Here is a 24422-nt window from a genome sequence, read left to right as displayed (position 1 = left end):
CTCAGCTGGGCCGCGGGAACGAGGCGACGGCCCGCAGGATGTCCGGGCGGGAGACGTCCCGGTGCGTGACCAGGCGGACGCCCGCCTCCGTCGGCACGGTGAGCACACCGTGTTCCGCGAGCAGGCCGACGGTGTCCGCGGGATCGTCGGCGGGCACCAGGACGATGTTGGTCTGCGGCGGGTCGACCTTCCAGCCGCGGTCGGCCAGGCCGTCCGCGAGCAGCCGGGCGTGCTCATGATCCGTCGCGAGGTGGTCCACGCGGTTCAGGGCCACCAGCCCGGCCGCCGCCAGCACACCGCCCTGCCGGACACCGCCCCCGAGCATCTTGCGCAGCCGCCGCGCCTCCCGTACGAACGCGGCGCTGCCCGCCAGCACCGAACCCACCGGTGCGCCGAGTCCCTTGCTGAGGCAGACCTGGACGGTGTCGGCGCCCTCGGCCAGGACGGCGGGCGGCACGCCGAGGGCGACCGCGGCGTTCCACAGGCGGGCGCCGTCGAGGTGCACCAGCAGCCCGGCGGCGTGGGCGGCGTCGGTCAGCAGCCGGTGCTGGGCCGGGGTGGTGACCGTGCCGCCGGCCGCGCTGTGCGTGTTCTCCAGGCACAGCAGCCGGTCCCGCAGCGCGAAGTACGGTCCGCCGCGGGCCACGGCCCGGTCGATGTCCGCGGGGTCCGGTGTGCCGGGGCCGGCCGACCAGGGCAGGACGCGGGGCATCCCGCCGGCCAGCCAGGCGGCCGTGCCGACCTCCAGGTCGAGGATGTGCGCGCGGTCGGGGACGAGGAAGCGGTCGCCGCGTCCGAGGTGCGCGCACAGCGCGATCAGGTTGCCCATGGAGCCGCTGGGCACCCACAGGGCGTCCGCGCGGCCGAGGAGTCCGGCGACCCGTTCCTCCAGGGCCCGCAGGGTGGGGTCGCCGTCGAGGACGTCGTCGCCGACCTCGGCGCGGGCCATGGCGTCGCGCATCCGCGCGTCGGGCCGGGTGACGGTGTCGGACCGGAGGTCGATCGGCGGTCCTGCCGGGGATGGTGCCGGGGGTGCTGTCATGAGGGCCTCCGGTGGAGGGGTTCGCTACGCGGAACCCGCGACGCGGTAACGGGTCATCAGCAGGGCGGCCAGCACGCTGAATCCGGCGCCGAGGAACATCACCGAGGACGGCCCGGAGGCGTCGACGGCCCAGCCGCCGGCCAGGGCGCCCAGCGCGATGGAGATGTTGAAGGCGCAGATGTACAGCGAGGTCGCCGCCTCGGGGGCCTGCGGGGCGCTGGCGAAGACGAGGGTCTGGAGGCAGACCGGGAGTGCCGTGTAGGCGATGCCCCAGACCAGCAGCAAGGCGATCGTGCCGGGGTGCCAGCGGCCGTTGGCCACGAGCAGGACGACGGCGGTGGCGAGCAGCAGGATGCAGGTGAGTGTCGTGGTGCGCAGCGCGCGCCCGGCCGCCGCGCCGCCCGCGAAGTTGCCGACGACGCCCGCCACGCCGTAGAGCAGCAGCAGGCCGCTGACCCAGCCCGACGGGATGCCCGCGTCCTGTTCGAGGAAGGGGGCGACGTAGGTGTAGGCGGCGAAGTGGCCGATGACCATCGCGGCGGTGACGAGGGTGGCGATGCGGAGGTTGCCGTGGCGCAGGAGCTTGGGCAGTTCGGAGAGGCGGACCACCGCGCGGGGTTCGAGGGACGGCAGCAGGAACGCGACGGCGGCGAGGATCAGGACGCCGATGCCGGAGATCGCCCAGAACGCGGTGCGCCAGTCGGACTGGCCGATGAGGGTGCCGAAGGGCACGCCGGCGACGGACGCGATGGAGATGCCGCTGAAGACGACGGCGGTGGCCCGTACCGCCTGAGCCGGGGGCACGAGGCGGATGGCGATGCTCGCGGCGATCGACCACATCACACCGTGGGCGAAGCCGGTCAGCAGCCGCGAGACCATGAGGACCGCGTACGACGACGACAGCGCGGTGAAGGCGTTCCCGGCGACGAAGACGGTCAGGACGGCCAGGAGGAGCAGCCGGCGGTCGAGCCTGCGGGTCGCCACCGTCAGCACGGGCGCGAACAGGCCCGCGATCGCGCCGTACAGGGTCACCGACAGGCCGACCGTGCCCTCGGAGACGCCGAGGTCGCGGCTCATGGCGGGGAGCAGTCCGATCGGGACCATCTCGGTGGTGGTGAAGGCGAACACGCCCATGCCGACGGCGACGACCGCGAGCCAGCCGCGGAGGCCGCCTGCGGGGGTGGCGGGTGCGGCCGGGGCGGCGGGCGCGGTCGCCGTGTCCGGGCGGGAGGGGGGTGAGGGTGTCACGGGGTTCTCCGGGGTCGTGCGGGGGTGGGTGAGGGGCCGGACGGCGTCAGCGCGGACAGTTGCCGCGCGGCCTGGCGGAAGGGTTCGACGGGGGGACGGAAGAGGACGGCGCCGGCGTGGCCTCCGGTGCGGAGGGTGGCGCCGAGGTGGATCGCGGGGACGACACCGGTCTCGGCGACGCGCAGCACGTCGATGCCGCACGGCACACCGCGGTAGGCGAGGGCGGGTATCCGGTACTCGGGGTGCTCCCGCAGCGTGATGCCGTACATCTGCTCGGTGAGGCGGAGCATGCCGGCCGGGGTGCCCGCGGAGTGGTCCTGGAGGGGCATGGCGGCCGCCGCGGCCATGCCGCCGAGGCCGACGGTCTCGGTGATCAGGCTCTCGCCGCCGACGTACGCCAGGTCGTCGGTGGTCCAGCCGTCGTGGAGCCGGCCGCGCAGGGTGGACTCCGGCGGCAGGGGGGCGGTGAACCAGCGCTGCCCGAGCCCGGAGACCCGCAGCCCGAACTGTTTCTCGTTGAGGTTCATCGCGGTGACGAGCGTGCTGCCGGGGATGCCGGAGGCCGCGTCGGCGGCGGCCTTCGCGGCGGCCATCACCACATGCAGGAACAGGTACTCGGCCGTCGCGAGATAGGAGGCCAGCGCCCGGTACCGCTCGTCGACCCGCCGCACGGACAGGTCGAGTACGGCGTCCAGGACCGCGGTCCGCAGCAGCGCGCCGGCGGCCGTGTGCCGGCTGTGCAGGTCGTCGCCCATGGCCAGGGCCCGGCGGACGAGCGGGGTGAGGGGCAACCCGCCCATGTGGTCCAGCACCTCGGCGAGGGCGGGTGAGACGACCTCGCAGACGTGCCGCAGCCGGGTGCCGACGCCGTCGTCCCAGACGCCGAAGGTGAGGGAGGCGCGGTCGGCGCCCTCGTTCATCCGGCAGTACGCGCGTCCGCCGGTGGCGTCGTCGCGGACGACGACCACGGGCATCGAGGCGGTGCACACGCCGGTGAGCGAGCCGACGGTGGCGTGGTCGTGGGAGGCCCGCACCGCGAGGGTGCCGTCGGCGAGCAGCGCGTCGGCCTCGGCCTCGTCGCGGGCGAGGCCCTCGTAGAGCGCGGCGCCGAGGACGGCCCGGCGCTGGCCGCCCCGGTAGTCGCGCCACGGCATGGGCGGTCCGGAGACGAGGATCGTCCGGGCGGTCATGCCGGGGACGACGTCGTGGGCGGGCGCGATGGTCTCCAGGACGGGCCGGGCCCCGACGAGCCGGGCCACCGCCCGCGCGTTGGCCCGGTCGCGCAACGGCCGCGCGGTACCGGCGGTGCCGGTCACCGTACGGCCTCCCCGGCGGCGCCGACGGGCTCGGGGTGCACGGTGTGGATGGTGACGGACCGGACGGCCCGGGACTCGGCGGCGTCGAGGTCCGCGTCGAGCGGGGCGTCCAGGACGACGGAGGCCGACCGGCCCTGTGAGTCGGACTGGTCGCCGAGGAGGTCGCCGTGGTGCCGGCCGACCAGGACCGTGTGGCCCTGGGCCGGGGCGTCCTCCGGGACCGGCGGCAGATCCGGCCATCGGCCCTGCTCGCCGACCCAGTGCACGGACATGCCGTCCGCGGTCACGTCGGCGAGGAGGCCCTGGGGATGGTCGAGGTAGACCTGCCGGGCCCGGCGGCGCGGCGGTGCGGTGGCGGGGTCGGTGCCGAGGGCGAGGTCCAGCAGGGCGGCGTCCACGTCCATTCCGGTGGCCAGCCGCCACAGGCGGGTGATGGCGTCGCCGGGCGGACGTGCGGCGGCCTCCATCAGGACCACCCGGTCGTCGGGGGTGAGCCGGAACTCGGTGTGGCTCATGCCGGTGCCGAACCGGACGGCCCGCAGGAACTCGGTGTTGGCCCGGAGCAGCAGCCGCTCCTGGTCCGGGGTGAGGTGGGGTGCGGGCGAGGTGTGGCCGGTCTCGGTGAAGAACGCGGTGGCGGACTCGTTGGTGTCCTTCGCGGTGATGCCCGCCCACAGCACGGCGCCGTCGCGCACCAGCGACTCGACGGAGAACTCGCGGCCGTCGACGCGCTCCTCCAGCAGCAGCAGTTCGTCGGGGCCGTAGTCGGGCAGGAGGCGGGCCACGGCGGCCGGTCCGGTGACCGCCCGGACGCCCGAACTCGACATCCGGGAGGCCGGTTTGAGGACGGCGGGGTACGCGTCCCAGCCGTCCGCCGCAGTGGGGCGGGACGCGTCCAGCAGGGTCCAGCGCGGTGCCAGGGCCGGGGCCGCCAGGCGTTGGAGGACCTTGTTGCGGCAGACCCGTGCCGCGTGGGTGCCGGGGCCGGGCAGCCCGAGGGTCTGGGCGAGTGCTCCGGCGGCCTCGACGAAGACCTCGCCGACGTTCAGCACCGCACGCACTCCGCGCTCGCGCAGCCAGGGGGTGACCGCGCGCAGCAGCGTGTCGAGCGAGGTGTCCGTGACGTGGCGGAGGTCCTCGTCGCGGAGGCGGGAGAGCGGATGGGCGGGGTCGGCGCGGTGCCGGGCGAGTTCCGCGGCGGGTGTCTCGGGTCCGAGGACGAACAGCGGTGTCACGCCGCGCTGTTCGGCCGCGTCCAGCAGGCGCAGGTGCTTGGCCAGCACGACCAGGTCGGTGATGACGACGACGGCTGTCATGGCTTCCCTCAGTCGGGTGCGGGGCGCGAGCGCGTCGCGCCCCGCACGGTGGTGGATCAGGCGGAGAGGCGTTCGGCGGGCACGGTCAGCTCGCGGACCCGGCTGCCCTCGCGGGTGCGCAGGACGACCCTGGGGTCGGGGCCGTCGGGGAAGATCTGGAGGGTGCGCTCCTCGCTCCAGCCGGCCAGCCGGTACTCGTGCTCGCCGAGGTGGACCAGCGCGAACACCCGGTCGCCGGACAGCCGCAGCACCATCCGGTCGTCCTCGGCGGCCAGCGTCGCGGTCTCCTGGGGCTGGTCGGCCGAGAGCGGGGTGTCGTCCTCCCACAGGTGGAAGGTGGCGGGCAGGGAGAAGCGGGTGGTGCCCACCCGGCGGCGTTCGTCGGCGGTCTGCGGGCACTCCTGGCGGTTGAAGAGGATCTCGCCGTCGGCGAAGTACCCCTGCCAGGTCTCGGGGAAGAGGGCCACGAGACCGGGGGTGACCAGGACGTCGATGACCAGATGCACCCGGGGGTCGCTGCCGGTGTTCTGCACGCGGTGGGTGCGGCTGAAGTCGCCGAACCAGAACTCGCCCGGCTGCCAGCGGTGTTCGACGCCGTCGAGGACGAGCACGGCTCCGGGGTTGGTCACCACCGGCACGTGCAGCCGTCCGACGCCCCAGCGCGGCCCGTACTTGGGGTCGGTGTGGTCGATGCCGACGGTGTCGGGGCCGAGGGCCATGAACCGGACGGCGTGCAGCGGGGCCGGTATGGACTCCAGGATGTCGCGGACGTAGGGGATGCGGTCGAGCCAGACGGTGTCCGCGAAGTCCCGCGGGCCGGGGCCGCCCGGGTCGGTGCGGTCGCCGTCGCCGCCGGGGCTGCGCAGGGCGAGGCAGCGCCAGTCGACGTCGGTGGAGGCGCCGACGCCGTCCTCGGTGTAGACGCGCTGCTGGTCCCAGGTGTGCTCGCGCACGGAGGTGAGTTCACGCAGCAGGCGGTCGGCGTCGAACACGGGCTTGAGCCGGGCTCCTTCGGCCGGCATGGGCGCGGTACCCAGGAGCGGGGTGGAGGACGACATAGGGGTTCCTTTGCACGAGTGCGGATACGGTCTCGGCGGGTGATCGGTGGCGGGCGCGGGCGTCAGGCGTGGGCGACGGCGGCCGTCTCACGGGCCGTGCTGTCCTCCTGCAGTCGGTGCCAGCGCTCGAGCATGTAGAGCGTCCACAGCGCGTAGCTGTGCTCTGGGCGGAACTCACGGACCGTGGAGCGCAGGGCGTCCGGACGGAAGTAGCCGCGTTCGAGGGCGGCTTCGGACGTCAGGGTGTCGCTGATGGTGGTCCGCAGTTCGGTGCCGAGCCAGCTCTCCAGCGGTACGGCCAGTTCCTGCTTGCGGCGGTCGACCACCTGCCGGGGCAGATAGCGGCGGGCGACCCGTTTGAGGGGGGCCTTCTCGTCGTCGCCGACGAGTTTGCGGGCGGCGGGGACGCGGGTCACGAAGTCGATCAGCCGGTGGTCGAGCAGGGGGCTGCGGGGTTCGACGGAGTGCGCCATCGACATCCGGTCGATCTTCACCAACTGGGCGTCGGACAGCCAGAATCCGCTGTCGACCTGCATGGCGCGGTCCAGGTCGGGGGTCGCCGGGTCGGTGCGGTCGAAGCGGGCCCGCAGGTAGTTGTGCGGCCGGGGCGGCAGCTGGGCGGCGAAGTCGGCCGTGTAGAGGCGGTCCTTGAGCCCGTTCGGGACGCCGTCCAGCAGGACGTGCTCGTAGCGGTCGGCGAGGGAGCCGTCGCCCGGGAGGTCGCGCAGGCGGCGGTAGCGGCCGTAGCCGCAGAAGATCTCGTCGGATCCGTCGCCGGTCAGCACCACGGTGACGTGCTGCCTGGCCAGCCTGTACATGCAGGAGGACGCGATCGCGGAGGGGAAGGCGTACGGCTCTCCCATGTGGCCGAGGATGGTGTCGACGGCCTCCACCGCGTCCCGCGGGCCGATCCGGTACACGTGGTGGCGGGTGCCGCAGTGCTCGGCCACGGCCCGGGCGTGCACCGACTCGTCGAAGGCCGCGTGCTCGAAGCCGACGGAGAACGTGTGCAGGGGCCTGCCCAGTTGCCGGGTGGCCATGGCGACCACCAGGCTGGAGTCGAGGCCGCCGCTGAGCATCGCGCCGAGCGGCACCTCGGACTCCAGCCGGTCCTGGACGGCCTGCTGGAGCAGTTCGTCGACGCGGTCGTCGAGTTCGTCCTGCGGGAGGTCGGTGAGGTCGGCGGTGAAGTCGAACTGCCAGTACCTGCGGCGGCGTTCGGGCCGGCCCCGCTCCAGGACCAGGACCGTCCCCGGTTCGAGTCTGCGGACCTGGCGGTAGATGGTGTGCGGGGCGGGGACGACCCGGTAGCCGAGGTACTGGTCGACGGCGAGCGGGTCGGTCTCCCTGCTGATGCCGGGGTGCAGCATCAGCGCGGGCAGCTCCGAGGCGAAGGCCACCGTGTCGCCGCCCGGCCTCGCGTAGAACAGCGGCTTCTTGCCGACCCGGTCGGTGGCGAGGACGAGCCGGTCGTGCCGGGTGTCGTAGACGGCGACGGCGAACATGCCGTGCAGCCGCTCGACGAAGTGCTCGCCCAGCTCCTGGTAGAGCTGCGGCAGGACCTGCGCGTCGCTGCCGCCGTGGACCGGGCGGCCCCGGGAGGCGAGGAAGGCGCGCAGCTCCTGGTGGTTGTAGATCTCGCCGTTGAGGACGCAGGCGATCGTGCCGTCGTCGCTGAACACGGGCTGGGAGCCGTCGTGCAGGCCGATGACCTTCAGCCGGCACATCGCCAGGGCCGCGCCGGCCGTGGTGAAGGACCCCGTCTCGTCGGGGCCGCGGTGCGCCATGGCGGCGCAGGCGGCGAGGGCGTAGGAGGTGGGGACGGGGGTGTGTCCCAGGGACACCGTTCCTGCTATTCCGCACACCGGTCAGCCCTCCTTCAGGTCGAGGCGGCGCTTGGCGTGCCCGGACCGGAGTCCGTCGGGCGTGACGGCCCGTACCCGTACCGGTCCGACCAGGCCGGACGCGATCATCTGCGCGACATCGGGGGCCCGCCGGTCCACGCCCGCGCGGACCGCGGCGATCTGCTCGTCGTCGACGGTGTCGGCCACGACCCTGATGACCAGGCCGTCGTCGTCGCCCGCCTCGAACGGGTGGCCGGGGAAGACCTCCGCCATGACCTGCGCCAGGTCGTGGTTGCTGATCCGCTCGCCGTGCTTGAAGTCGCCGGCGAGCCGGCCGTCGACGCGTTCGAACGCGAACACCTCGCGGCCCTGGTGCCGGATACGGCGCAGCCCGGTGACGGCGTCGCCGGTCACGTAGCGCACGGCGGGGAAGTAGCTGCGGGTGAGGGAGGTGAGCAGGAGTGCTCCGCTGCCCTCCTGCCGGGACGGGACCCGGTCGTGCGCCCGGTGCGCGCCCAGCTCCTCGGGGTCGAGGACCTCGGGGACGATGTGGTCGTGGAAGTGGTACAGGCCGGTCTCGGCGCACGAGTGGCCGATGGCGCCGATCTCGATGGAGCCGAACACGTCCAGCACGTCCTCGGGCCGCAGCCCGAACCGCTCGGCCACATGGGCACGCCACGCGGGTGGCGCGACATCTCCTACGACCATGATCTTCCGCGGCCGGATGTCCAGCGCGGGCCGGGCCTGGAGCAGCCGGTCGAGGATCATCGGCATGGTGAAGAAGACGTCGGGGCGCCACGCGTTGAGCCGGGCGACGTGCTCGTCCACGGGGCGGGTGAAGTCGATGTCGTGGGCGTCGTGACCGAGTTCCTGGAAGACGCGCCGGGCCGAGGCGGCGGCGTGACCGGTGCCGAGGTCCGCGACGGCCACCGCGCCCGGCGGCACCGCTGCGGTGAACTCGCCGAACAGCAGGCGGCGTTGGGCGATGTAGGCGTCGTCGTCGGCGGCCGAGTAGAGGATGCGTTTGCGCTGCCCGCCGGAGGTTCCGGAGGTGTGGTAGGCGGAGGCGTCCGGCAGGTGCGGGTGCTCGGCGGTGTAGTAGTGCGCGGTCAGCAGCTCGGTGCTCATGAGCGGGAGGTCGGACAGGTCTCCGGAGCCCAGGGCGCCCCGGCTCAGCAGGAGTTCGCGGTACCAGGGGAAGCGCTGGGCGTGGCCGGCGGCGAGGGCGGCCAGGTCCGCGCCCCGCACGGGCGCGTAGGGGGCGGCGAGGGTGGTGGTGTCCGGCATGGCGGCCTTTCGTGAGGCGGTGATGTGCCCGGGCGGGGGTCAGTTCCAGCGCTGGGTCTCGCCGAAGAAGTCCGGCACGGGGACGGCGAGGCCCTTGTCGACGGCCTGCCGGTAGAGGCGCTGTCCCACGGCGAGGTCGAGGACGCCGAGGCCGAAGGGCGAGAAGATCCGCGGCCGGTCGGCCGCCGGGGTGACCTTGCCGCGCAGCACGTCCGCGAGGGTGCCGTCGATGAAGTCCCGGTGTCCGAGCCGCTGTTCCGTCAGGTGCGGGGAGGTGTCGGCGGTCAGGCAGTGGTCGACGTCGTCGAGGATGTTCTGCGCGCCGGCGACGACGTCGGGGCCGAGGTCGCGCAGGGAGATGTTGAGGACGGTCTGCCCGGTGACGAAGGTGTCGGCCCGGGTCACCCAGGGCTCGGCCGCGGTGGTGGCGAAGACGACGATGTCGGCGTCGGCCGCGGCCTCCTCGAAGGAGTCCGCCCGCTCGGCGCCGTAGCCGAGTTCGCCGATGCGGCGGGTGAGCGACGCGGCGTAGGAGGCGTCCTGGTCGTACACGGCGAAGCGGTTCACCGACCAGGCCTGGGCGGCGAAGAACTCGGCGATGTTGCGTGCGATGACGCCGGCGCCCACCAGGCAGATCCGGTCCGCGGTGCGTCCGCCCGTCAGTTCCTGGGCGCCGAGGACGGCGGACGCGGCGGTGCGGGCGGAGCTGATCTGGGACGCCTCCAGGCAGGCGAAGGGGTAGCCCGTCTCGTAGTCGTTGAGCAGCAGGGTGGCCGAGGCGCGGGGGATGTTGCGCTGGATGTTGCGCGGGTAGCTGGCGATCCACTTGATCCCGGAGACGCCGTAGTCGCCGCCGAGGTGGGCGGGCAGCGCGATGATGCGGGCGTCCGGCTTCTCGGGGAAGCGCAGGAAGTAGCTGTTCGGGTTGACCGAGTCGCCGTCGTCGTGGGTGAGGTAGGCGGAGCGGACGGTCTCGACGAGGTCGGGACGGGAGGCGTCGATGAGGGTGCGCAGGGCGGTGCCGCCCACGACGTGGAAGTCGAACATGCGGGGGTTTCCCTTGTCTCGTTGCGGGTCGGAGCGGGGCTGCCGGCAGGGGGCGCGGCAGGGAGGCGGGGGCCCGGTCACACGGCGACGGGGTGGCGGCCCGAGTCGTCGAGGACGCCGGTGCCGAAGGTGTCGGCCACCCACAGGTCGTCGTAGATCGTCTTGGCGTAGCGGTCGCCCATGTCCGGGGAGAGCACCACGACGCGGGAACCCGCGGGGATCCCGTCGGCGATCGACTGGAGGGCGGCGAGCACCGAGCCGGTGGAGCCGCCGAGCGGCAGGCCGTGTTCGCGGGCCAGGCGCCGGCACATGCGGACGGCGTCCCGCTCGTCGACGAGGACGACCTCGTCCACCTGGTCGGGGCGGCACAGTTCGGGGCGGCGGCTGGTCCCGAGGCCGGGGATGTGGCGCGGCCCGGGCGGGCCGCCGAAGGTGACGGACCCCTCGGTGTCCACGGCGACGATCTTCGTCCAGGGGGAGAACGCCCGGAAGTGGCGGGTGCAGCCCATGAGGGTGCCGGTGGTTCCGGCGCCGACCAGCAGGACGTCGACGTGCCCGATGTTCTTGAGGATCGAGGTGGCGGTCCGCCGCGCGTGCGCCTGCGCGTTGGCCGGGTTGGCGTACTGGTTGAGCCAGACCAGGCCCGGGTCGGACTCGGTCATCTCGCGGATCCGGGCGATACGGGTGCCCAGGTAGCCGCCGTTGTGGTCGCGCTGGGTGACCTGGACGACCTCGGTCCCCAGCGCACGGATCAGGGCGAGGCTCTGCGGGGAGACGTTCGGGTCGGTGACGCAGGTGAAGCGGTAGCCGCGGGAGGCGGCGATCACCGACAGGGCGATGCCGAGGCTGCCGGAGGAGGACTCGACGATCCGGCCGCCGGGCCAGAGCACGCCCCGGCGTTCGGCGTCCTCGACCATGCCCAGCGCGGACTTGAGCTTCACCGACCCGGCCGGGTTCATCCCTTCCAGCTTCAGGAAGAGGTGCCGGCCCGGCAGGACACCGTCCAGCTCCAGGAAGACCTCGTCGGTGACGATGTCGCAGGCGTGCTGGTAGATCATCGGTCCTCCTGCGGGCCGGTCGACGGTATGCAGGGAGCGGCGCCCGCGCCGCGCGGAGTGGTCCGCGGGGCGGTCAAGCGGCTCAGGAAGAGGGCTTCGGCATGGGCCAGCGCGGCGATCTCACGCGGGCTCACGCTCTCGTCGGTGCCGTGGATGCGCGACGGGGGGTCCTCGACGCCGCACAGGATGACCTCGGCGTCCGGGCAGAGCGTGCGGAAGGCGGAGCAGACGGCGATGGAACCGCCGGCGCCCACGTCACGGACCGGCACACCGAACGCCTCGTGCAGGGCGTCCCGCATCACGGCGTGGGCCGCTCCCCCGGAGTCGGCGAGGAAGGACGGGCCGCTGGTGACCCGCCGGATCTCCAGGTGCGCGCCCCAGGGCGCGTTCTCCCGCAGGTGGCCGGCGAGTTCGTCGTGGACCTCGAACACGTCCGTGCCCGGCGGCGTACGCACGCTGACCAGCGCTTTCGCGGACGGCAGCAGGGCGGGTACGGCGTCGTCGAGGGGCGGTGACTGCACGGCGAGCACGGTGATCGCGGGCCGGCTCCAGAGCCGGTCGGCGACGCTGTCGGTGCCGATGAGCGTGACACCGTCCAGGACACCGGCGTCCGCCCGCAGGTCCGCCTCGGAGTACTCGGCGGCGCCGCGCGACGGGGTCGTGCCGCCGGTGCGCGGGCCCGGCACGCGGGGTGTCCCCTCGCTGTCGTGCAGGGTGGCCAGCAGCCGGACCAGCGCGGTCAGGGCGTCGGGCACGGGCCCGCCGAACTGGCCCGAGTGCAGCGTCCTGGACAGCGTGGACAGCTCGATCTCGACCACGGCCATGCCCCGCAGGGAGGTGGTGAGGGTGGGGACGCCGGACGCGAGGTTCCCGGTGTCGGCGACGACGACCACGTCCGGGACCGGCAGGTCCGGGTGGGCGCGCAGCACCTTCTCGACGCTGCCGTCGCCCGGCTCCTCGCAGCCGTCGACGAGGACGGCCAGGTCGACACCCGGGTACGGCTCCTCGGGCCGGGCCCGCCGCAGTGCGCGCAGCGCCGTGAGGTGCATGACGATGTTGCCCTTGCAGTCCGCGCTGCCGCGGCCGTACCAGCGTCCGTCCCGTTCGGTCAGTTCGAACGGCGGTGTGCGCCAGGAGGCCTCGTCCTGTGCGGAGACGACGTCGTAGTGCGCGTAGAGCAGGACGGACGGTGCGCCGGGCGGTCCGGGGCGGCGGGCGTACACCGTCCTGGGACCCTCGTCGCTGGGGAGCAGACGGGTCTCGGGAAAGCCGGCCTCGGCGAACAGGGCGGCGATCCGGTCGGCGGCACGGTCGAACTGGTCCGGGGGCGAGACGCCGACGACGGTGCGCAGTGCGACCAGTTCCGCGAGATCGGCGCGGGCTCTGGGCATCAGCGAGCGCACGGCCTCGGCCAGGCAGGGAGCAGACAAGGGAGTCTCCGGCATGCGGGTGCGGGTGAAGGTGCTCGGGCGGTGGGTGTCCGGGCGGTGCGTGTCCGGGTGACGGGTGCTCGGGTGACGGGTGGTCGGGTGCGGGTGACGGGTGCGGGTGCGGGTGCTCAGGCGGCGGTGGTCGCCGGGGCCGGCAGCGGGGCGAGTTCCTCAAGGACCTTGCGGACGACGTCCTGTCCGGCCCGGAGCTGGGCGTCGGGCGTGCCGGCGCCGAGGTGCGGGATGCCGAGGACGTTCGGCAGCGCCAACAGGGGTGACGCGCCGGGGGGTTCGGTGGCGAAGACGTCCAGCGCGGCGCCCGCCGGGCGGCCTGCGCGCAGCGCCTCCAGGAGAGCCGTCTCGTCGACGATGCCGCCGCGCGCGGTGTTGACCAGGTACGCGGTGGACCGCATCAGGGACAGTTCCCTGGCCCCGATGAGCCCCGCGGTGGACGGCGTCTTCGGCAGGTGCAGGGTGACGACGTCGCTGGTCGCGAGGAGTTCGTCGAGCCCGGTGAGGCGCACGCCGTCACCGAGGGTGCCGGTGTCGGTGTACGGGTCGTGCACGAGGATCCGCATGTCGAAGGCGGCGAGGCGGCGCGCGACCTGCCGGCCGACCCGGCCGTAGCCGACGATGCCCGCGGTGCGGCCCGCGAGTTCGAGGCCGGTGAAGTCGGCCCTGCGCCACTCCCCGGCCGCGAGGGAGCGCGCGGCGGCGGCTATGTGGCGGACCGAGGCGAGGATGAGGCCGACCGTGAGTTCGGCGACGCTCACCGTGTTGGAGTCGGGCGCGTTGACCACGGCGATGCCGCGCTCGGCGGCCGTGACGGTGTCCACGTTGTCCAGGCCGACGCCCGCGCGGCCGACGATGCGCAGCCGGGGCGCCCGGTCGAGCGCCTCGGCGTCGACCCGGGTGCCGCTGCGCACGATCAGGGCGTCCGCGTCGGACAGCGCGGCGAACAGGGCGGGGCGGTCACGGCCGTCGACGTGGCGGACCTCGCAGCTGGCCTTCAGGGCGGCGACGGCGTCGCCGGGGAGTACGTCGCTCAGGACCACGATCGGTGAAGGCACGGATCTCTCCTAGAGGAGGCGTGGGGCAGTCGGTCGTCGTATAACCCAAACGTTTGGTTTGTTTCGAGAACAAGGCTAACGTTTGGTTTGTTTCTGAGGGAAGGGTGTCCGCTGTGTTCCGCGTCACCCTCCCCGGCGGAAGCGCCGGGGAGGGCGGGCCGGGGCCCGGGTCAGAGCGACTGCGCGCGGTACCAGGCCGCGTGGGCCGCCAGCCCGGCGGAGATCCCGGTGCCGGGCGCGTGGCCCCCCACCGTGGCGAGCCGGGTCGCGTCGAACCAGTGGTCGACGCCGAACAGATCCAGGAGATGCCCGTCGCACCCGGCACACACCAGTTCCGCCTGCGCCGCCTCGAACGACTGCTCCCCGCCCACCAGCGGGAAACCGAGGTGCCGGTGCGCCGCCACGACCAGTTCGCGCAGGCTGACCGGCCGGTCAGGACAGGCGTGGAAGACGCCGGCCGCCCGCCGGGACGGTGCGTTCACCGCCAGGTGGGCGAGGGACGCGGCGAGGCCGCCGACCTCGGTGAGCGAGAGCAGCGCGGTGCCGCGCTCCGGCAGCCCCGAGGGCAGGGCGCGCAGCATCCGCAGCAGGGCCGGCATCACCCACCGGTCACCGGTGCCGTAGACGAGGTAGGGGCGGAGGACCGCGCCGCCCGCGTCGAGCACGAACCGCTCGCCGCGCAGCCGGCTGCGGCTGGTCGGCGAGACGGGGCGCGGTTCCGCGTCGCCCTCCCGCAGCTCGCGGAACGGTCCGTTGCCGTACACGGCCGCGGTGCTCAGCTGCACGAACCTGCTCACGCCGGCGCGCTCCGCCTCCGCCACCAGACGGCGCGTGCCCTCGGCGTTCACCGCGACGCAGCGCTCCTCGTCCTTGCCGATGTACGAGGCCAGATGCAGGACGGCGTCCACGTCCCGGGCGATGCCGCGCAGGCTCGCGGGGTCTGTGAGGTCGCCGTCCACGGTCTCGGTGTGCGGCCCGGACACCACCGGCCGCCGATGGGCCAGCACGCGCACGTGCGCGCCCGCGGCCTCCAGCAGCGGGAGCACCGCACGGCCGATGAATCCGGCCGCGCCGGTGACGAGGACACGGGGGCGGTTCACGGACGGCCGCCCGCCGGGGCCGGTCCCGTGCGGGCGGTCAGCACGGACTCGAAGGCGGTCGCGCCGTTCTGTTCGGCGGTGACCCGCACCTCGTGCGCGCCGTCGCCGTGCGCGGAGGGGCACAGCCGGGCCCGGACGAAGCAGGGGGCGTCGAACTCCACGTACCGGTGGAAACGGTTGGCCATTCCGGTCACCAGGACGGCGTCGGGTCCCAGGAGGCGCTGGGCCGCCTGGCGTGCCGCCTCCAGGAGGAGCATCCCGGGGACGTGGTCGGTCGGGTGGTCGAAGAGCGTGGGGTGCAGCCAGTTGACGCGCAGCGGCCAGCCCTCCTCGCCGTCCAGCGGCCGGCCCAGCACCACATCGCTCTCGCGTGCCCTGCCGACCTCGTGCGCGGGCACCGGTTCGGCCTGCTCGGGCAGGGATTCGGGCACCTCCGCGTACGCGCCGCGCAGCCGCCGGTAGACCGAGCCGCGCATGCAGTTGAGTACCATCCGGCCACGGCCCAGGCGCACGCCGTCGCGGGCGAGGCCGACCTCCATGGTCATCCCCGCGAGGCGCTTGCCGTGCAGGGCCACATCGGTGCAGGCGACGGTCAGTTCGACGTTGGCCGGGCCGTCGTGCAGGAGGAGCGCGTCCGGCTCCAGGTCGATGCTCAGTTCCGTCATCAGCGTCGGGTGGTCGCGGGGCAGGCCGTAGAAGACGTGGCTCACGAGAGAGGAGGTCTGCCGGATGCACTCGGCGGCCAGCAGGGGGTCGTGCCAGCGGTGCGCGACCGGTTCGTAGAAGCCGTGTCCGCGCGGCCACTGCGCTCCCACCTTGAAGCGGTCGGGGCCGGTGCGTATCCAGTCGTCGGTCAGCAGCACCTCGCCTATGGCGGTCCGGTGGACCAGTTCGCGGGGCGCCGACCGCTCGTAGGCGAACGGGCTCAGGAACCGGCCGCCGAACAGGCAGGTGTCCGAAAGATCGGGTAGAAGCGGAAGGTCGATGGACATGTCGCGGCTCCTGTCTGCACTGCTTCCCCCAGAGCGGCACTCGACGGCCGTCGGGCGCCACGTAGAATACCCAACGTACGTTTTGTTTTGAAGTGATTGATCAGTCTCCTCATCTAGCGGACATCTCCCGGAAACAAGGAAGTCACACCCTCATGGCGCAACAGGAGCGGGCGATCGCCACACGACGGAGGCTGCTGGTGGGGGCGGCCGAAGTGTTTGACGAGCGTGGTTACGCGGCCGCGAGCATCAACGAGATCCAGGCACGCAGTGGCGTCAAGAAGGGCGCCATGTACTTCCACTTCAAGTCGAAGGAGGAGATCGCGCAGGGGGTGATGGCCTCCCAGCTGGAGCTGCCGACCGAGCCCCGCAGCTCCTCCGCGTCCCCGATGCAGCAGGTCATCGACCTCACCCACGAACTGGCGCACCGGCTGCGCACCGACGTCCTCTTCCGCGCGAGCATCCGGCTCACGGTGGAACAGGGGACGTTCCAGCCGCACGACTCCGACGTCTACGACTGGTGGCTGCGCGTCTTCGCCCGCGATCTGGCCCGCGCCCAGGGCGCCGGGGAACTCCGTGCGGAACTGACCCCGGAGGACGTGGCGGCGAGCGTCGTGGGCTCCTTCACCGGCATCCAGATGCTCTCCCACGTCACCTGCGACCGCCGCGACCTCCACGACCGGCTGACCAAGTGGTGGCAGCAGATCCTCCCCGGCCTGACAACTCCCAGGACGGCGGCCGGACTTGTACCCGCGGGGTCAGCCGAACTCGATCTGTCCGACGCGGGCTGACGGAGGCGGGCGGGCCGGCACGGGCTGACGGAGGCGGGCGGCGAGTGGCGGGTGGTGGTTGGCGACGAGTGGCGGGGGGCGGGTGGCGGGCGCGTGGCTCCCTCAGGAGACCCCGCCCGCTCCGACCCCGTCGGCCCCGCGCTCCCCCGCCCCCCGCTCGCCGTTCCACGCCCGCAGCTTGTCCGGGTTCAGCACCATCCACAGATCGGTGATCAGCCCGTCCCGCACCCCCACCGCGAGCACCGCGACCGTCGTCCCGCCGATCCGTACCGACACCCCCGGCGTTCCGTTCACCTCTTCCTCGACGATGTCGCTCTCGGGTTCGCGCCGCATCAGCCCGAGGAAGAGGCGGGCGACCTTGTCCCGGCCGACGACCGGGCGCAGGGCCGCGCGCACCGTGCCGCCGCCGTCGCTGCGGGACTCGACGGCCGGGTCGAGCAGGGCGACCAGCGCATCGAGGTCACCGCTCTCGCAGGCCTCGCGGAACGCGGTGACGACACGGCCGTGCTCCGCCGCCGTACTGCTGCCGGGTGGCCGGTGGGCGAGGCGTCGGCGGGCGGTGGAGGCGAGTTGACGGCAGGCGGCGGGCGTACGGCCGACCGTCTCGGCGATCTCGGCGAACGGCAGCCCGAACACGTCGTGCAGGACGAAGGCCACGCGCTCGGCGGGAGTCATCGCGTCGAGGAGAACGAGCATCCCCATGCTGACCGACTCGTCGAGGGTGATCCGGTCGGCGGGGTCGTCCGCACCCGAACCCCCCGTACTGGCCCACCCCGCACCGTGCCGCACCGGCTCCGGCAGCCACTCGCCGGTGTACCGCTCCCGCCGCGCCCGCGCCGACCCCAGCTGGTCGAGGCAGATCCGCGAGGCGACCCGGGTCAGCCAGGCCATGGGCACGTCGATCGCCCGCTGCGCCTCCTCGGACAGCGCGTACCACCGCGCGTACGTCTCCTGTACGACGTCCTCGGCGTCCTGCACCGAACCGAGCATCCGGTAACCGAGGCCGAGCAGCCGGCGCCGCTCGGCCATGAGCGCCCCGAGGGCGGGGTCCGTGTCGGTGGCAGAGTCGGCGTTGAGGTCGGCGTCGGGGTCGGCGTCGGCGTCGGGACGCTGGCCCGATCCGGGTGGCATGGTCACGGCGGCGATCATCCTCCCCGTACCGACGACGGACCGCCCCGCACCACATGCCGGGCGAGCCACTCGCCGAACGTCTCCGCGCCCCGGGGCCCTCTGTCGTCGAGCGGCAGCTGCCCGTCCCCCGTCATCGCGGCTCCCACCGCCCCCGGCATCCGCACCGGCACGACCACCCGCCGCTCCCCGCGAGCCCGCAGCAACTGCCGCACCATGTCGACGAGTTGCTCGACACGCGGCCCGGCGAGATCAGGGGCCATGCCCTGGGCGGGCCCGCTCGCCAGCCTCACCAGGTGCTGCGCGACCTCCCGCGCGGCGACCGGCTGGGTCCGCATCCGGGGCACCACCGCGAAGGGCTTCGGCACCCGTTCGAGGGTCTGTCCGGCGAACTCGTGGAACTGCGTGGCGCGCAGCACCGACCACGGCACCGACCCGCCCCGCACCACCTCCTCCTGACGGAGCTTGCCCTGGTAGTAGCCGAGCCCGACCCGGTCGATGCCGACGATCGACAGCACCACGTGATGCCGTACGCCGGCCCGCGCCTCCGCGTCGAGCAGATTCCGCCCGACCGCGTCGAAGAACGCGACCGACGTCCGCGCGCCGGTGGTCGTCACGTTGCTCACGTCGACGACGGCGTCCACCCCGTCCAGCGCGGCATCGAGCCCCGCGCCGCCCGTGACGAGGTCGACACCCCGGGACCGGCTGAGCACCACCGGTGCATGCCCGGCCGCGGTCAACTCCTCGACGACGTACCGTCCGACCAGCCCGGTACCGCCCGCCACCGCCACCTTCATCGCTCATCGCCTTCCCGCTCGGACCGCGCCGACGCCGAGGCCGGCACCGGCACCAACAACACAGCCGACAGCAGCGTCAGCAAGGACAGGACCACCACGTTCAGCACCTGGTCACGCGTCCCGTACATGCCGAGATGCTGCACGTGATAGCTGAAGTGCAGCACGTTGAAGACGAGCCACACCGCTCCCGTCGTCTGCACCAGGCGGGTGTTCCGCACCTGCCGCGCCGCGACGACCGCGAGACAGGCCAGCGCGAGGAACATGGACCCCGCGTCCTTGACGAGGTGCTCGTTGTAGGGGCCCAGCTGGGGCAGCCACTTCAGCCCGAACCCGGGGAAGTCCCTGTACCACCCCGACGGCGAGAAGTAGGCCCACAGCCCTGTGTACAGACCGACCAAGGCCAGCAGGCCGAGGCTGACGTACCGGATTCCTGTGTTCATACCCGTACGACGACACAGCCCCCACGAATGTCACGGCGGCACCCGAAGCAGCAGGTCAGCCACCGGCTTCCCGCATCCGCTCCCGCACCATGAAGACGTCCACCGCGTCCTCGGCCTCGACGACGAACCCGAACCGCTCGTACAGCCGCCCGGCCGGACTCCCCCGCAGCACGTTCAGCCGCACCGCACGCACCCCGTCGCGGTCGCACCGCTCCAGCAGCTCCCCCAGCACCCCGGACCCGATCCCCCGACCCTGGAGCCGAGCATCCAGATAGAAATGCTCCAGCCAGTGGCAACGCCCCTCCGCGTCCGCGCGCAGCGCCACGCACCCGGCGAACTCCCCGCCCACCTCGATCACCCAGGTGTGCCCCGCCACGAACCCGTCCCGCAACCGCTGCCGGACCCGCTCCGGGTCGTACCGCCCGACCCTCTCCAGATCACCGCGCAACACCACGGCCCGCAACTCCGCGACGACCTCGACGTCCCCCGCCGACGCACCCCGCAACACCCAGTCAGCCACACCCACCCCACCTGCTGATCCCCGGCCACCTTCCGCCCCGCACCCCCGGGTCACCCCTGGAACCCGCCCGCGCGCAACAACTCGTCGACCCGGGCCCGGTGTGCCGTCTCCCATGTGTCGAGGCTCTCGGCCGCCTCCTTGGCCAATCGTTCCCGCGCCACCGCGAGCACCTCCGCCCGCCGCGCACCCGGGACGACCACGACCCCGTCCTCGTCGGCCACCACGACATCCCCGGGGTCGACGTCGACTCCCCCGCACCGCACCCGCTCGTTCAGCGGGAGTACGGCCTTCTTGACCCCCGGGATCGGTACGACGCCCCGCCCGAACACGGGGAACCCCGCCCCCCGCACCTCCCCCACGTCCCGGATCACCCCGTCGACGACGAACCCGGCGATCCCGCGCCGCTGCGCCACGGCGCACACGTTGCCGCCGGCGAGGGCGTACTGAAGGTCACCCGACTCCACGACGACGACCGAACCCGGCTCGGCGCGGTGGATCGCGGCGTGCAGCATGAGGTTGTCGCCGGGAGGGCACCGCACGGTGAAGGCCGGTCCGGCGAGACGCGGTGCTGGCGTCCACAGCGACCGGATGCCGAGGTCCAGCACCTGCGCGCGGCCCAGCAGATCGGCGAGGGTGGTCGTGGGGACGTCCTGGAATTCGCTGGCGTCAGTCATAGGCCGGACGCTACCGTCACCCCCATGACTGCCGGGTCGGCCCTGTGCCGTGAGCGAGTCGGGTACCCGGCCTCCGAGTGAGGCCGTGGCGGGCCAGGGGCCCGCCGTCTGTCACTGCGTCGAAGTCGAGTCACCCCATCACCGCGCAGCGACAGAGAGAAGAGTCCACCACCCGATGCCCCATGACTTCAACCAGCCGATCATCGACGAGTTCCGCGCCAACAAGGGCCGTATGAGCGGGTACTTCGAAGGCGCCCGGCTCCTTCTCCTCACCACCACCGGCGCCCGCACCGGCAATCCCCACACCACCCCCGTCGGCTACCTCCCCGACGGGGACCGGGTTCTCGTCATCGCCTCGGCGGCCGGTTCCGACCGGCATCCCGACTGGTTCCGCAATCTCGTCGCCCACCCTCACGTCACCGTCGAGAGCGGTGTGTTCACCTACGACGCGGAAGCCGTCGTCCTCACCGGCGAGGAGCGCGACGAGGTCTTCGCCCGCGCCGTGGAGGCGGACCCGGGCTGGGCGGCCTACCAGGAGAAGACCGAACGGGTCATCCCGGTCGTCGCCCTGCACAGCCTGGCGCAGGGCGGTCCGGGCACCATCAACGCGACCTCCTTCGGCGAGGCCGTCAAGGTGGTGCATGACGCGTTCCGCCACGAACTCGCGCTGATACGAGGTGAGTTGAACAAGGGCGCGGACACCGGTACGGAACCCTCGACCCTGGGCGCCCAACTCCGCGTCAACTGCCTCACGTTCTGCCAGGGCCTCCACAACCACCACACCGGCGAGGACACCGTCCTCTTCCCGCTCATCACCGAACGTCACCCCGGCGCCACCACGGCCCTGACCCGCCTGCGCGAGGAACACGAACAGATAGCGACCCTGGTGGACGCCCTGCGCGAGACCCTCACCACCCCCACGGACCCGGCGACGACCCGCACCGAGGTGAACCGCCTGACGACGGCACTGGAGGCCCATCTCACGTATGAGGAGCAGGAGTTGATTCCGCTGTTCGACGCCGCTCCCTGAGGTCGGCTCCCCTCGGGAGCGGCCGGGCCACAGGATGACGTCACATGTCCGGGGCGCCCACGCGTCCCGGACGGTGGCGTGGGTTCAGGCGGCGGTGCCTCTGTGCCAGGCCGGCTTCGCGGCCAATGCCCACAGGCCTTCGAAGTGCTTGTTCCAGGTCGCGACAACCGCCTTGACGTCGTCGGTGTCCTCCCACGACCAGATGTTGAGGTCGGTGCGATATCCCTGAGGGTCGTAGTAGTCGGCTTCCGGGCTGAATCCCATGGTGCGGGCGGACACGTCGTAGAGACCGTGCAGGACCAGCTCCCGGTTGAAGATGCAGATCTTGTCGCGCGGTATGCCCGGGTAGAAGCGATACTCGCACGTGGCCCTCACCCGCCCTGCCGTGGTCAGCCGCCGCGCGATGGCCGACAGTCGCTGGTCGAACTCCTTGCACTTGAGCTCCAGTCGCTCGCGGAACTCCACGTCGTCGACGGGGCCGCCGTCCGTGCCCACCCGGGAGGGCACGGTCATGGGGGCACGGAAGTCCGGGACCAGGAATCTGACCACCACCTGCCGGGTCGGACCGGGATCGTCGGCCAGGCCCTCCAGCCGGTGGTAGAGCTCGTTGTAGAGCGTCTCGCCGGTGTAGCCGAGGAAGCTGATCTCCACCTCCCTGACGCGGAAGGCCTCGGTCACGAACGTGCCCAGCTCCCGGGACTTCACCTGGGCCCGGGACGGCAGCCGGAGCGACGTGTCGAGGTCGTTGATCTTGTCGTAGAGCAGATAGGCCACCACGCTCAGGAACGCGCTGCCGAGGAAGACCTTGCCCTGGAGGGCGTCACCTACCGGCTTCACGAACTGAGCGACCAGTCCGACGACGAAGACGAAGAGCAGCAGGAGACGGGTGATCGTCGGCTGGTACCGGTCCTGGACCCGCTTGAGGCGGTCGCCCAAGCTGCTCTCGGGTAACCCGCCTCCGGACATCACAAGCCCCTCCCCCATCGCACAACGCAGAGCCGTGCCTCACATGTGTGCGGGGTGCTCGTTCGTCCACACCCGTCCATGGTCGGACGGAGGCAGCGCGAAGGCAAGGTAGGGGTTGGCCGTCGACCGCGCGTTGAGGCCGAGCGACGCGGTCGCCGTTTTCAGGGTCATCGCGTAGGTGTCCACCGCCCGGCGGACGTTGGGAGCGTCGAGACTGTCTCCGGTCACCAGTCGGTCGAGGTCCACATAGGCGGAGCGCACGTACTCGATCCAGCGGTACACCCGCCAGTCCTCGCGCCAGCCCTTGGTGCACGCCTCCGGCATCTTCCTGGCCCAGCGTGCGAACAGGCGCTCGCGGATGTCCGGGAGGGTCGGGGTCAGATGCATGTGCCGGACCAGGTCGTAGAGGGGGTCGCCCACCATCGCCATTTCCCAGTCGATGAGGGTCAGCCCGGTGCCGTCCTCCCGGCGCACCAGGTTCCACGGGTTGAGGTCACCGTGCAGGAGCACGGACCGGCGCGGGGTCAGCATGTGACGGTCGAGGATCTCGCCCAGTCGGCCGATGTGTGCGGGCAGGCCCAACTCCCGGGCCAGCGCCAGGGTCTCCTTGGGCAGTCCGGACACCATGCGGAGCAGTTCGAGGCGCAGGCCGTGGTAGAAGTCCTGGCCCAGCGTGTCCGAACCCAGTTCGCCGCAGTCGATCCTCGCCAGTTCACAGAGCTGGTCGACGAGATCGTCCGCCTCGTACGGCAGCAGGCCTTCGGCGGGATGGTCCGGATGCCGGATCTCGCCCTTCGGCCCCTCGTACGAGTGGATGGTGAACCGGTCCTTCAGATCGGGGCCGCTGGTGCCCAGGGCGAGCACTCTCGGGGCGCGGACTCCCACACCCGATGCCTCGATCGCCCCCAGGACGGCGTGCTCGTTGAGGAACCGTCGTTCCCGCAGGTTCACCGCGCCCACCTTGCGCCGCACCATGACGGGATGGGCGATGTCCTGGACCTCGACTGCCGTGCTGAGATGAGCCGTTCCCTTGAACACGTGGTGCGCGGGAGCGGCGCCCTCCGCGAGCAGAGCGTCCCTCACCGCCCGTGTCGGGAACTCCGGGTGCTCGGAGAGTCTGGGATCCCGCTTCCATGGAATGCGCAGCTTGTCCTTGCTGTGCTGCTTCCCGTTGGACACGTTCCACCGGAAGAGGATCCCCTCGATGGATTTCTCGTCCGGCACGCTCTTGAGCCGCAGAGGAGCCTCGGCCAACAGCAGGGCCCGGCGCACCTCGCGCGTCGCGGCATCCAGTTCTCTTTGGTCGAACGTGTCGCCGAGCGAGGTCACCGCGCGCATCACGTCCGGGTAGACGGACTGGGCGCGTTCGAAGTCGACGTAGTGCTTCAGGTCCCGCTCGGCACCCTTGACCGCCTCGCTGCTCCGCAGCTCCATGGCCGCGCGCCAGGCGTCCACCATCTCGGCCCACTGCTCGGCGGGGTAGTCCATCCGCACCAGATGGGTGGCGAGGTCGTGCACCGGGTCGCCGAAGGTCGCCAGTTCCCAGTCGACGCAGATCAGGGGCGGGGCGCCGTCGTACGAGAAGATCACGTTGTCGCGGTGCAGATCGGTGTGGAGCAGGCTGAACGGGCGGCTGATCATCGCGGGGACCCGCTCGGCGAACCGCACCATGGCGTCCCCGGGGATGCCCAAGGTGGCGAACAGCCCGCCGAACTTGTGCCAGTTGCGCTTCCTGATCTGTTCCTCCGTGGCCATGGCCAGCGCCCGGAGAAAGGCCCGGCTGTCCCGGCTGTGCCGAGGCCAGGAGGGTGGCAGCGGAGGCAGATCCTTTCTGCGCACCTGCGTCATGTCCGCGAGCAGGCCGGCGAGGGCGGAGATCAGATCGGATTCCACCGGCTTGCCGTTGGGGTGGACGGTCGACAGCGGAACGCCCTGGACGAAGCTCAGGACGGTCATGTCCTCGTGTCTGGCAAGGCACTGCGGCACATGGGGCAGCACGCCGCGGAGCGCGTCGAGAATCCTCGCCTCGTCCTGCCATGTCCTGATGACGACGGGCAGCTCCGTGTGGATTCTCTTGCGGACGGTGACGCGGTCGTGACCCCGCAGCGCCGGCAACAGGACGCCGACGGACTCCGGCGGTCGCACGACGTAGTTCAGGTTGTGGTGGCCGCGGCTGAACTCCCCGTCCTTCCTGGCCCGGGCCAGGAGTTCGTCGAAGGCGCCGCTCGTTTCCCTGGCCATGGGGGGAGTTCCGGGCCTAGGCGGACCACC

22 protein-coding genes are annotated in these 24422 nt (G+C 72.4%); 2 read left to right on the top strand and 20 right to left on the bottom strand.

The window, feature by feature from the left end; genetic code table 11:
• Window position 1 precedes the first annotated feature (1 nt).
• The 13 genes from ACIPTO_RS06360 to ACIPTO_RS06300 all read right to left on the bottom strand — a co-directional run bounded on the left by ACIPTO_RS06360 (window position 2) and on the right by ACIPTO_RS06300 (window position 15808).
• Window positions 2–1042, bottom strand: a complete 1041-nt coding sequence (locus ACIPTO_RS06360) for a GntG family PLP-dependent aldolase (protein ID WP_401189851.1) — start codon at window positions 1040–1042, stop codon at window positions 2–4.
• Window positions 1043–1066: 24 nt separating this feature from the next.
• A complete protein-coding gene (locus ACIPTO_RS06355; protein WP_401189850.1) occupies window positions 1067–2290 on the bottom strand; it encodes an MFS transporter in 1224 nt (407 codons plus the stop codon).
• Entirely contained in the window at window positions 2287–3606 is a 1320-nt protein-coding gene (locus tag ACIPTO_RS06350; RefSeq protein WP_401189849.1) for a DUF1116 domain-containing protein, read from the bottom strand. Before ACIPTO_RS06350 ends, ACIPTO_RS06355 begins: the two co-directional genes overlap by 4 nt.
• Window positions 3603–4922, bottom strand: a complete 1320-nt coding sequence (locus tag ACIPTO_RS06345) for an ATP-grasp domain-containing protein (RefSeq protein WP_401189848.1) — start codon at window positions 4920–4922, stop codon at window positions 3603–3605. Before ACIPTO_RS06345 ends, ACIPTO_RS06350 begins: the two co-directional genes overlap by 4 nt.
• 56 nt (window positions 4923–4978) lie before the next feature.
• Complete coding sequence (locus ACIPTO_RS06340) at window positions 4979–5980, bottom strand: aspartyl/asparaginyl beta-hydroxylase domain-containing protein (RefSeq protein ID WP_401189846.1); 1002 nt, start codon at window positions 5978–5980, stop codon at window positions 4979–4981.
• A 62-nt stretch (window positions 5981–6042) separates the two neighbouring features.
• A complete protein-coding gene (asnB, locus tag ACIPTO_RS06335) occupies window positions 6043–7845 on the bottom strand; it encodes an asparagine synthase (glutamine-hydrolyzing) (RefSeq protein WP_401189844.1) in 1803 nt (600 codons plus the stop codon).
• Window positions 7846–7848: 3 nt separating this feature from the next.
• Complete coding sequence (locus ACIPTO_RS06330; RefSeq protein ID WP_401189842.1) at window positions 7849–9111, bottom strand: hypothetical protein; 1263 nt, start codon at window positions 9109–9111, stop codon at window positions 7849–7851.
• Window positions 9112–9150: 39 nt separating this feature from the next.
• The gene (gene sbnB / locus ACIPTO_RS06325; RefSeq protein ID WP_366323915.1) at window positions 9151–10158 is read right to left on the bottom strand and encodes a 2,3-diaminopropionate biosynthesis protein SbnB; all 1008 of its coding nucleotides are present in this window, start codon (window positions 10156–10158) and stop codon (window positions 9151–9153) included.
• A gap of 77 nt (window positions 10159–10235) precedes the next feature.
• Window positions 10236–11216, bottom strand: a complete 981-nt coding sequence (gene sbnA, locus ACIPTO_RS06320) for a 2,3-diaminopropionate biosynthesis protein SbnA (protein ID WP_366323913.1) — start codon at window positions 11214–11216, stop codon at window positions 10236–10238.
• On the bottom strand, window positions 11213–12646 hold the full coding sequence (locus ACIPTO_RS06315; RefSeq protein WP_401189840.1) for a M20/M25/M40 family metallo-hydrolase: 1434 nt from the start codon (window positions 12644–12646) through the stop codon (window positions 11213–11215). The genes sbnA and ACIPTO_RS06315 overlap by 4 nt, the downstream gene beginning before the upstream one ends.
• Window positions 12647–12774: 128 nt before the next feature.
• Window positions 12775–13716, bottom strand: coding sequence for a hydroxyacid dehydrogenase (locus ACIPTO_RS06310; RefSeq protein WP_401189838.1), 942 nt, complete (start codon window positions 13714–13716; stop codon window positions 12775–12777).
• 170 nt (window positions 13717–13886) lie between these two features.
• Window positions 13887–14816: an NAD-dependent epimerase/dehydratase family protein gene (locus ACIPTO_RS06305; RefSeq protein WP_401189836.1), complete on the bottom strand. Its 930-nt coding sequence runs from the start codon at window positions 14814–14816 to the stop codon at window positions 13887–13889.
• Window positions 14813–15808, bottom strand: coding sequence for a ScbA/BarX family gamma-butyrolactone biosynthesis protein (locus ACIPTO_RS06300; RefSeq protein ID WP_401189834.1), 996 nt, complete (start codon window positions 15806–15808; stop codon window positions 14813–14815). The genes ACIPTO_RS06305 and ACIPTO_RS06300 overlap by 4 nt, the downstream gene beginning before the upstream one ends.
• Window positions 15809–15960: 152 nt before the next feature.
• Here ACIPTO_RS06300 and ACIPTO_RS06295 point away from each other — a divergent pair, with 152 nt between their 5' ends.
• Entirely contained in the window at window positions 15961–16596 is a 636-nt protein-coding gene (locus ACIPTO_RS06295; protein WP_366323903.1) for a ScbR family autoregulator-binding transcription factor, read from the top strand.
• A 102-nt stretch (window positions 16597–16698) separates the two neighbouring features.
• On the opposite strand, the gene sigJ is transcribed toward ACIPTO_RS06295, so the two are convergent.
• From sigJ to ACIPTO_RS06270, 5 genes are read right to left on the bottom strand one after another with little or no spacing between them, the layout of a single operon-like run.
• Window positions 16699–17727, bottom strand: a complete 1029-nt coding sequence (gene sigJ / locus ACIPTO_RS06290) for an RNA polymerase sigma factor SigJ (RefSeq protein WP_401190812.1) — start codon at window positions 17725–17727, stop codon at window positions 16699–16701.
• A gap of 14 nt (window positions 17728–17741) precedes the next feature.
• Entirely contained in the window at window positions 17742–18521 is a 780-nt protein-coding gene (locus ACIPTO_RS06285) for an SDR family oxidoreductase (protein WP_401189832.1), read from the bottom strand.
• Window positions 18518–18961, bottom strand: coding sequence for a hypothetical protein (locus ACIPTO_RS06280; protein WP_401189830.1), 444 nt, complete (start codon window positions 18959–18961; stop codon window positions 18518–18520). The genes ACIPTO_RS06285 and ACIPTO_RS06280 overlap by 4 nt, the downstream gene beginning before the upstream one ends.
• Window positions 18962–19016: 55 nt before the next feature.
• On the bottom strand, window positions 19017–19481 hold the full coding sequence (locus ACIPTO_RS06275) for a GNAT family N-acetyltransferase (RefSeq protein WP_401189828.1): 465 nt from the start codon (window positions 19479–19481) through the stop codon (window positions 19017–19019).
• Between the two features lie 50 nt (window positions 19482–19531).
• On the bottom strand, window positions 19532–20155 hold the full coding sequence (locus ACIPTO_RS06270; protein ID WP_401189827.1) for an RraA family protein: 624 nt from the start codon (window positions 20153–20155) through the stop codon (window positions 19532–19534).
• 175 nt (window positions 20156–20330) lie between these two features.
• Here ACIPTO_RS06270 and ACIPTO_RS06265 point away from each other — a divergent pair, with 175 nt between their 5' ends.
• Window positions 20331–21185, top strand: coding sequence for a nitroreductase/quinone reductase family protein (locus ACIPTO_RS06265; protein ID WP_401189825.1), 855 nt, complete (start codon window positions 20331–20333; stop codon window positions 21183–21185).
• Between the two features lie 84 nt (window positions 21186–21269).
• Here ACIPTO_RS06265 and ACIPTO_RS06260 read toward each other — a convergent pair whose 3' ends face one another.
• Window positions 21270–22121, bottom strand: coding sequence for a hypothetical protein (locus tag ACIPTO_RS06260; RefSeq protein ID WP_401189823.1), 852 nt, complete (start codon window positions 22119–22121; stop codon window positions 21270–21272).
• A gap of 69 nt (window positions 22122–22190) precedes the next feature.
• Complete coding sequence (locus tag ACIPTO_RS06255) at window positions 22191–24392, bottom strand: phosphotransferase (RefSeq protein WP_401189821.1); 2202 nt, start codon at window positions 24390–24392, stop codon at window positions 22191–22193.
• Window positions 24393–24422 lie beyond the last annotated feature (30 nt).

The organism is Streptomyces sp. NPDC090083 (genome assembly GCF_044747445.1).
GTDB lineage: Bacteria > Actinomycetota > Actinomycetes > Streptomycetales > Streptomycetaceae > Streptomyces.
Note: the sequence above shows the minus strand (reverse complement) of the source record. Positions and strands in the feature narration are given on the sequence as shown.

Excerpts from the sequence above, each read along its gene's own strand:
- ACIPTO_RS06295 (WP_366323903.1), top strand. The coding sequence starts at position 15,961 with ATGGCGCAACAGGAGCGGGCGATCGCCACACGACGGAGGCTGCTGGTG.
- ACIPTO_RS06360 (WP_401189851.1), bottom strand. The coding sequence starts at position 1,042 with ATGACAGCACCCCCGGCACCATCCCCGGCAGGACCGCCGATCGACCTC.
- ACIPTO_RS06340 (WP_401189846.1), bottom strand. The coding sequence starts at position 5,980 with ATGTCGTCCTCCACCCCGCTCCTGGGTACCGCGCCCATGCCGGCCGAA.
- ACIPTO_RS06285 (WP_401189832.1), bottom strand. The coding sequence starts at position 18,521 with ATGAAGGTGGCGGTGGCGGGCGGTACCGGGCTGGTCGGACGGTACGTC.
- ACIPTO_RS06345 (WP_401189848.1), bottom strand. The coding sequence starts at position 4,922 with ATGACAGCCGTCGTCGTCATCACCGACCTGGTCGTGCTGGCCAAGCAC.
- ACIPTO_RS06280 (WP_401189830.1), bottom strand. The coding sequence starts at position 18,961 with ATGAACACAGGAATCCGGTACGTCAGCCTCGGCCTGCTGGCCTTGGTC.
- ACIPTO_RS06255 (WP_401189821.1), bottom strand. The coding sequence starts at position 24,392 with ATGGCCAGGGAAACGAGCGGCGCCTTCGACGAACTCCTGGCCCGGGCC.
- sigJ (WP_401190812.1), bottom strand. The coding sequence starts at position 17,727 with ATGCCACCCGGATCGGGCCAGCGTCCCGACGCCGACGCCGACCCCGAC.
- ACIPTO_RS06300 (WP_401189834.1), bottom strand. The coding sequence starts at position 15,808 with ATGTCCATCGACCTTCCGCTTCTACCCGATCTTTCGGACACCTGCCTG.
- ACIPTO_RS06265 (WP_401189825.1), top strand. The coding sequence starts at position 20,331 with ATGCCCCATGACTTCAACCAGCCGATCATCGACGAGTTCCGCGCCAAC.
- ACIPTO_RS06330 (WP_401189842.1), bottom strand. The coding sequence starts at position 9,111 with ATGCCGGACACCACCACCCTCGCCGCCCCCTACGCGCCCGTGCGGGGC.
- sbnB (WP_366323915.1), bottom strand. The coding sequence starts at position 10,158 with ATGTTCGACTTCCACGTCGTGGGCGGCACCGCCCTGCGCACCCTCATC.
- ACIPTO_RS06270 (WP_401189827.1), bottom strand. The coding sequence starts at position 20,155 with ATGACTGACGCCAGCGAATTCCAGGACGTCCCCACGACCACCCTCGCC.
- sbnA (WP_366323913.1), bottom strand. The coding sequence starts at position 11,216 with ATGATCTACCAGCACGCCTGCGACATCGTCACCGACGAGGTCTTCCTG.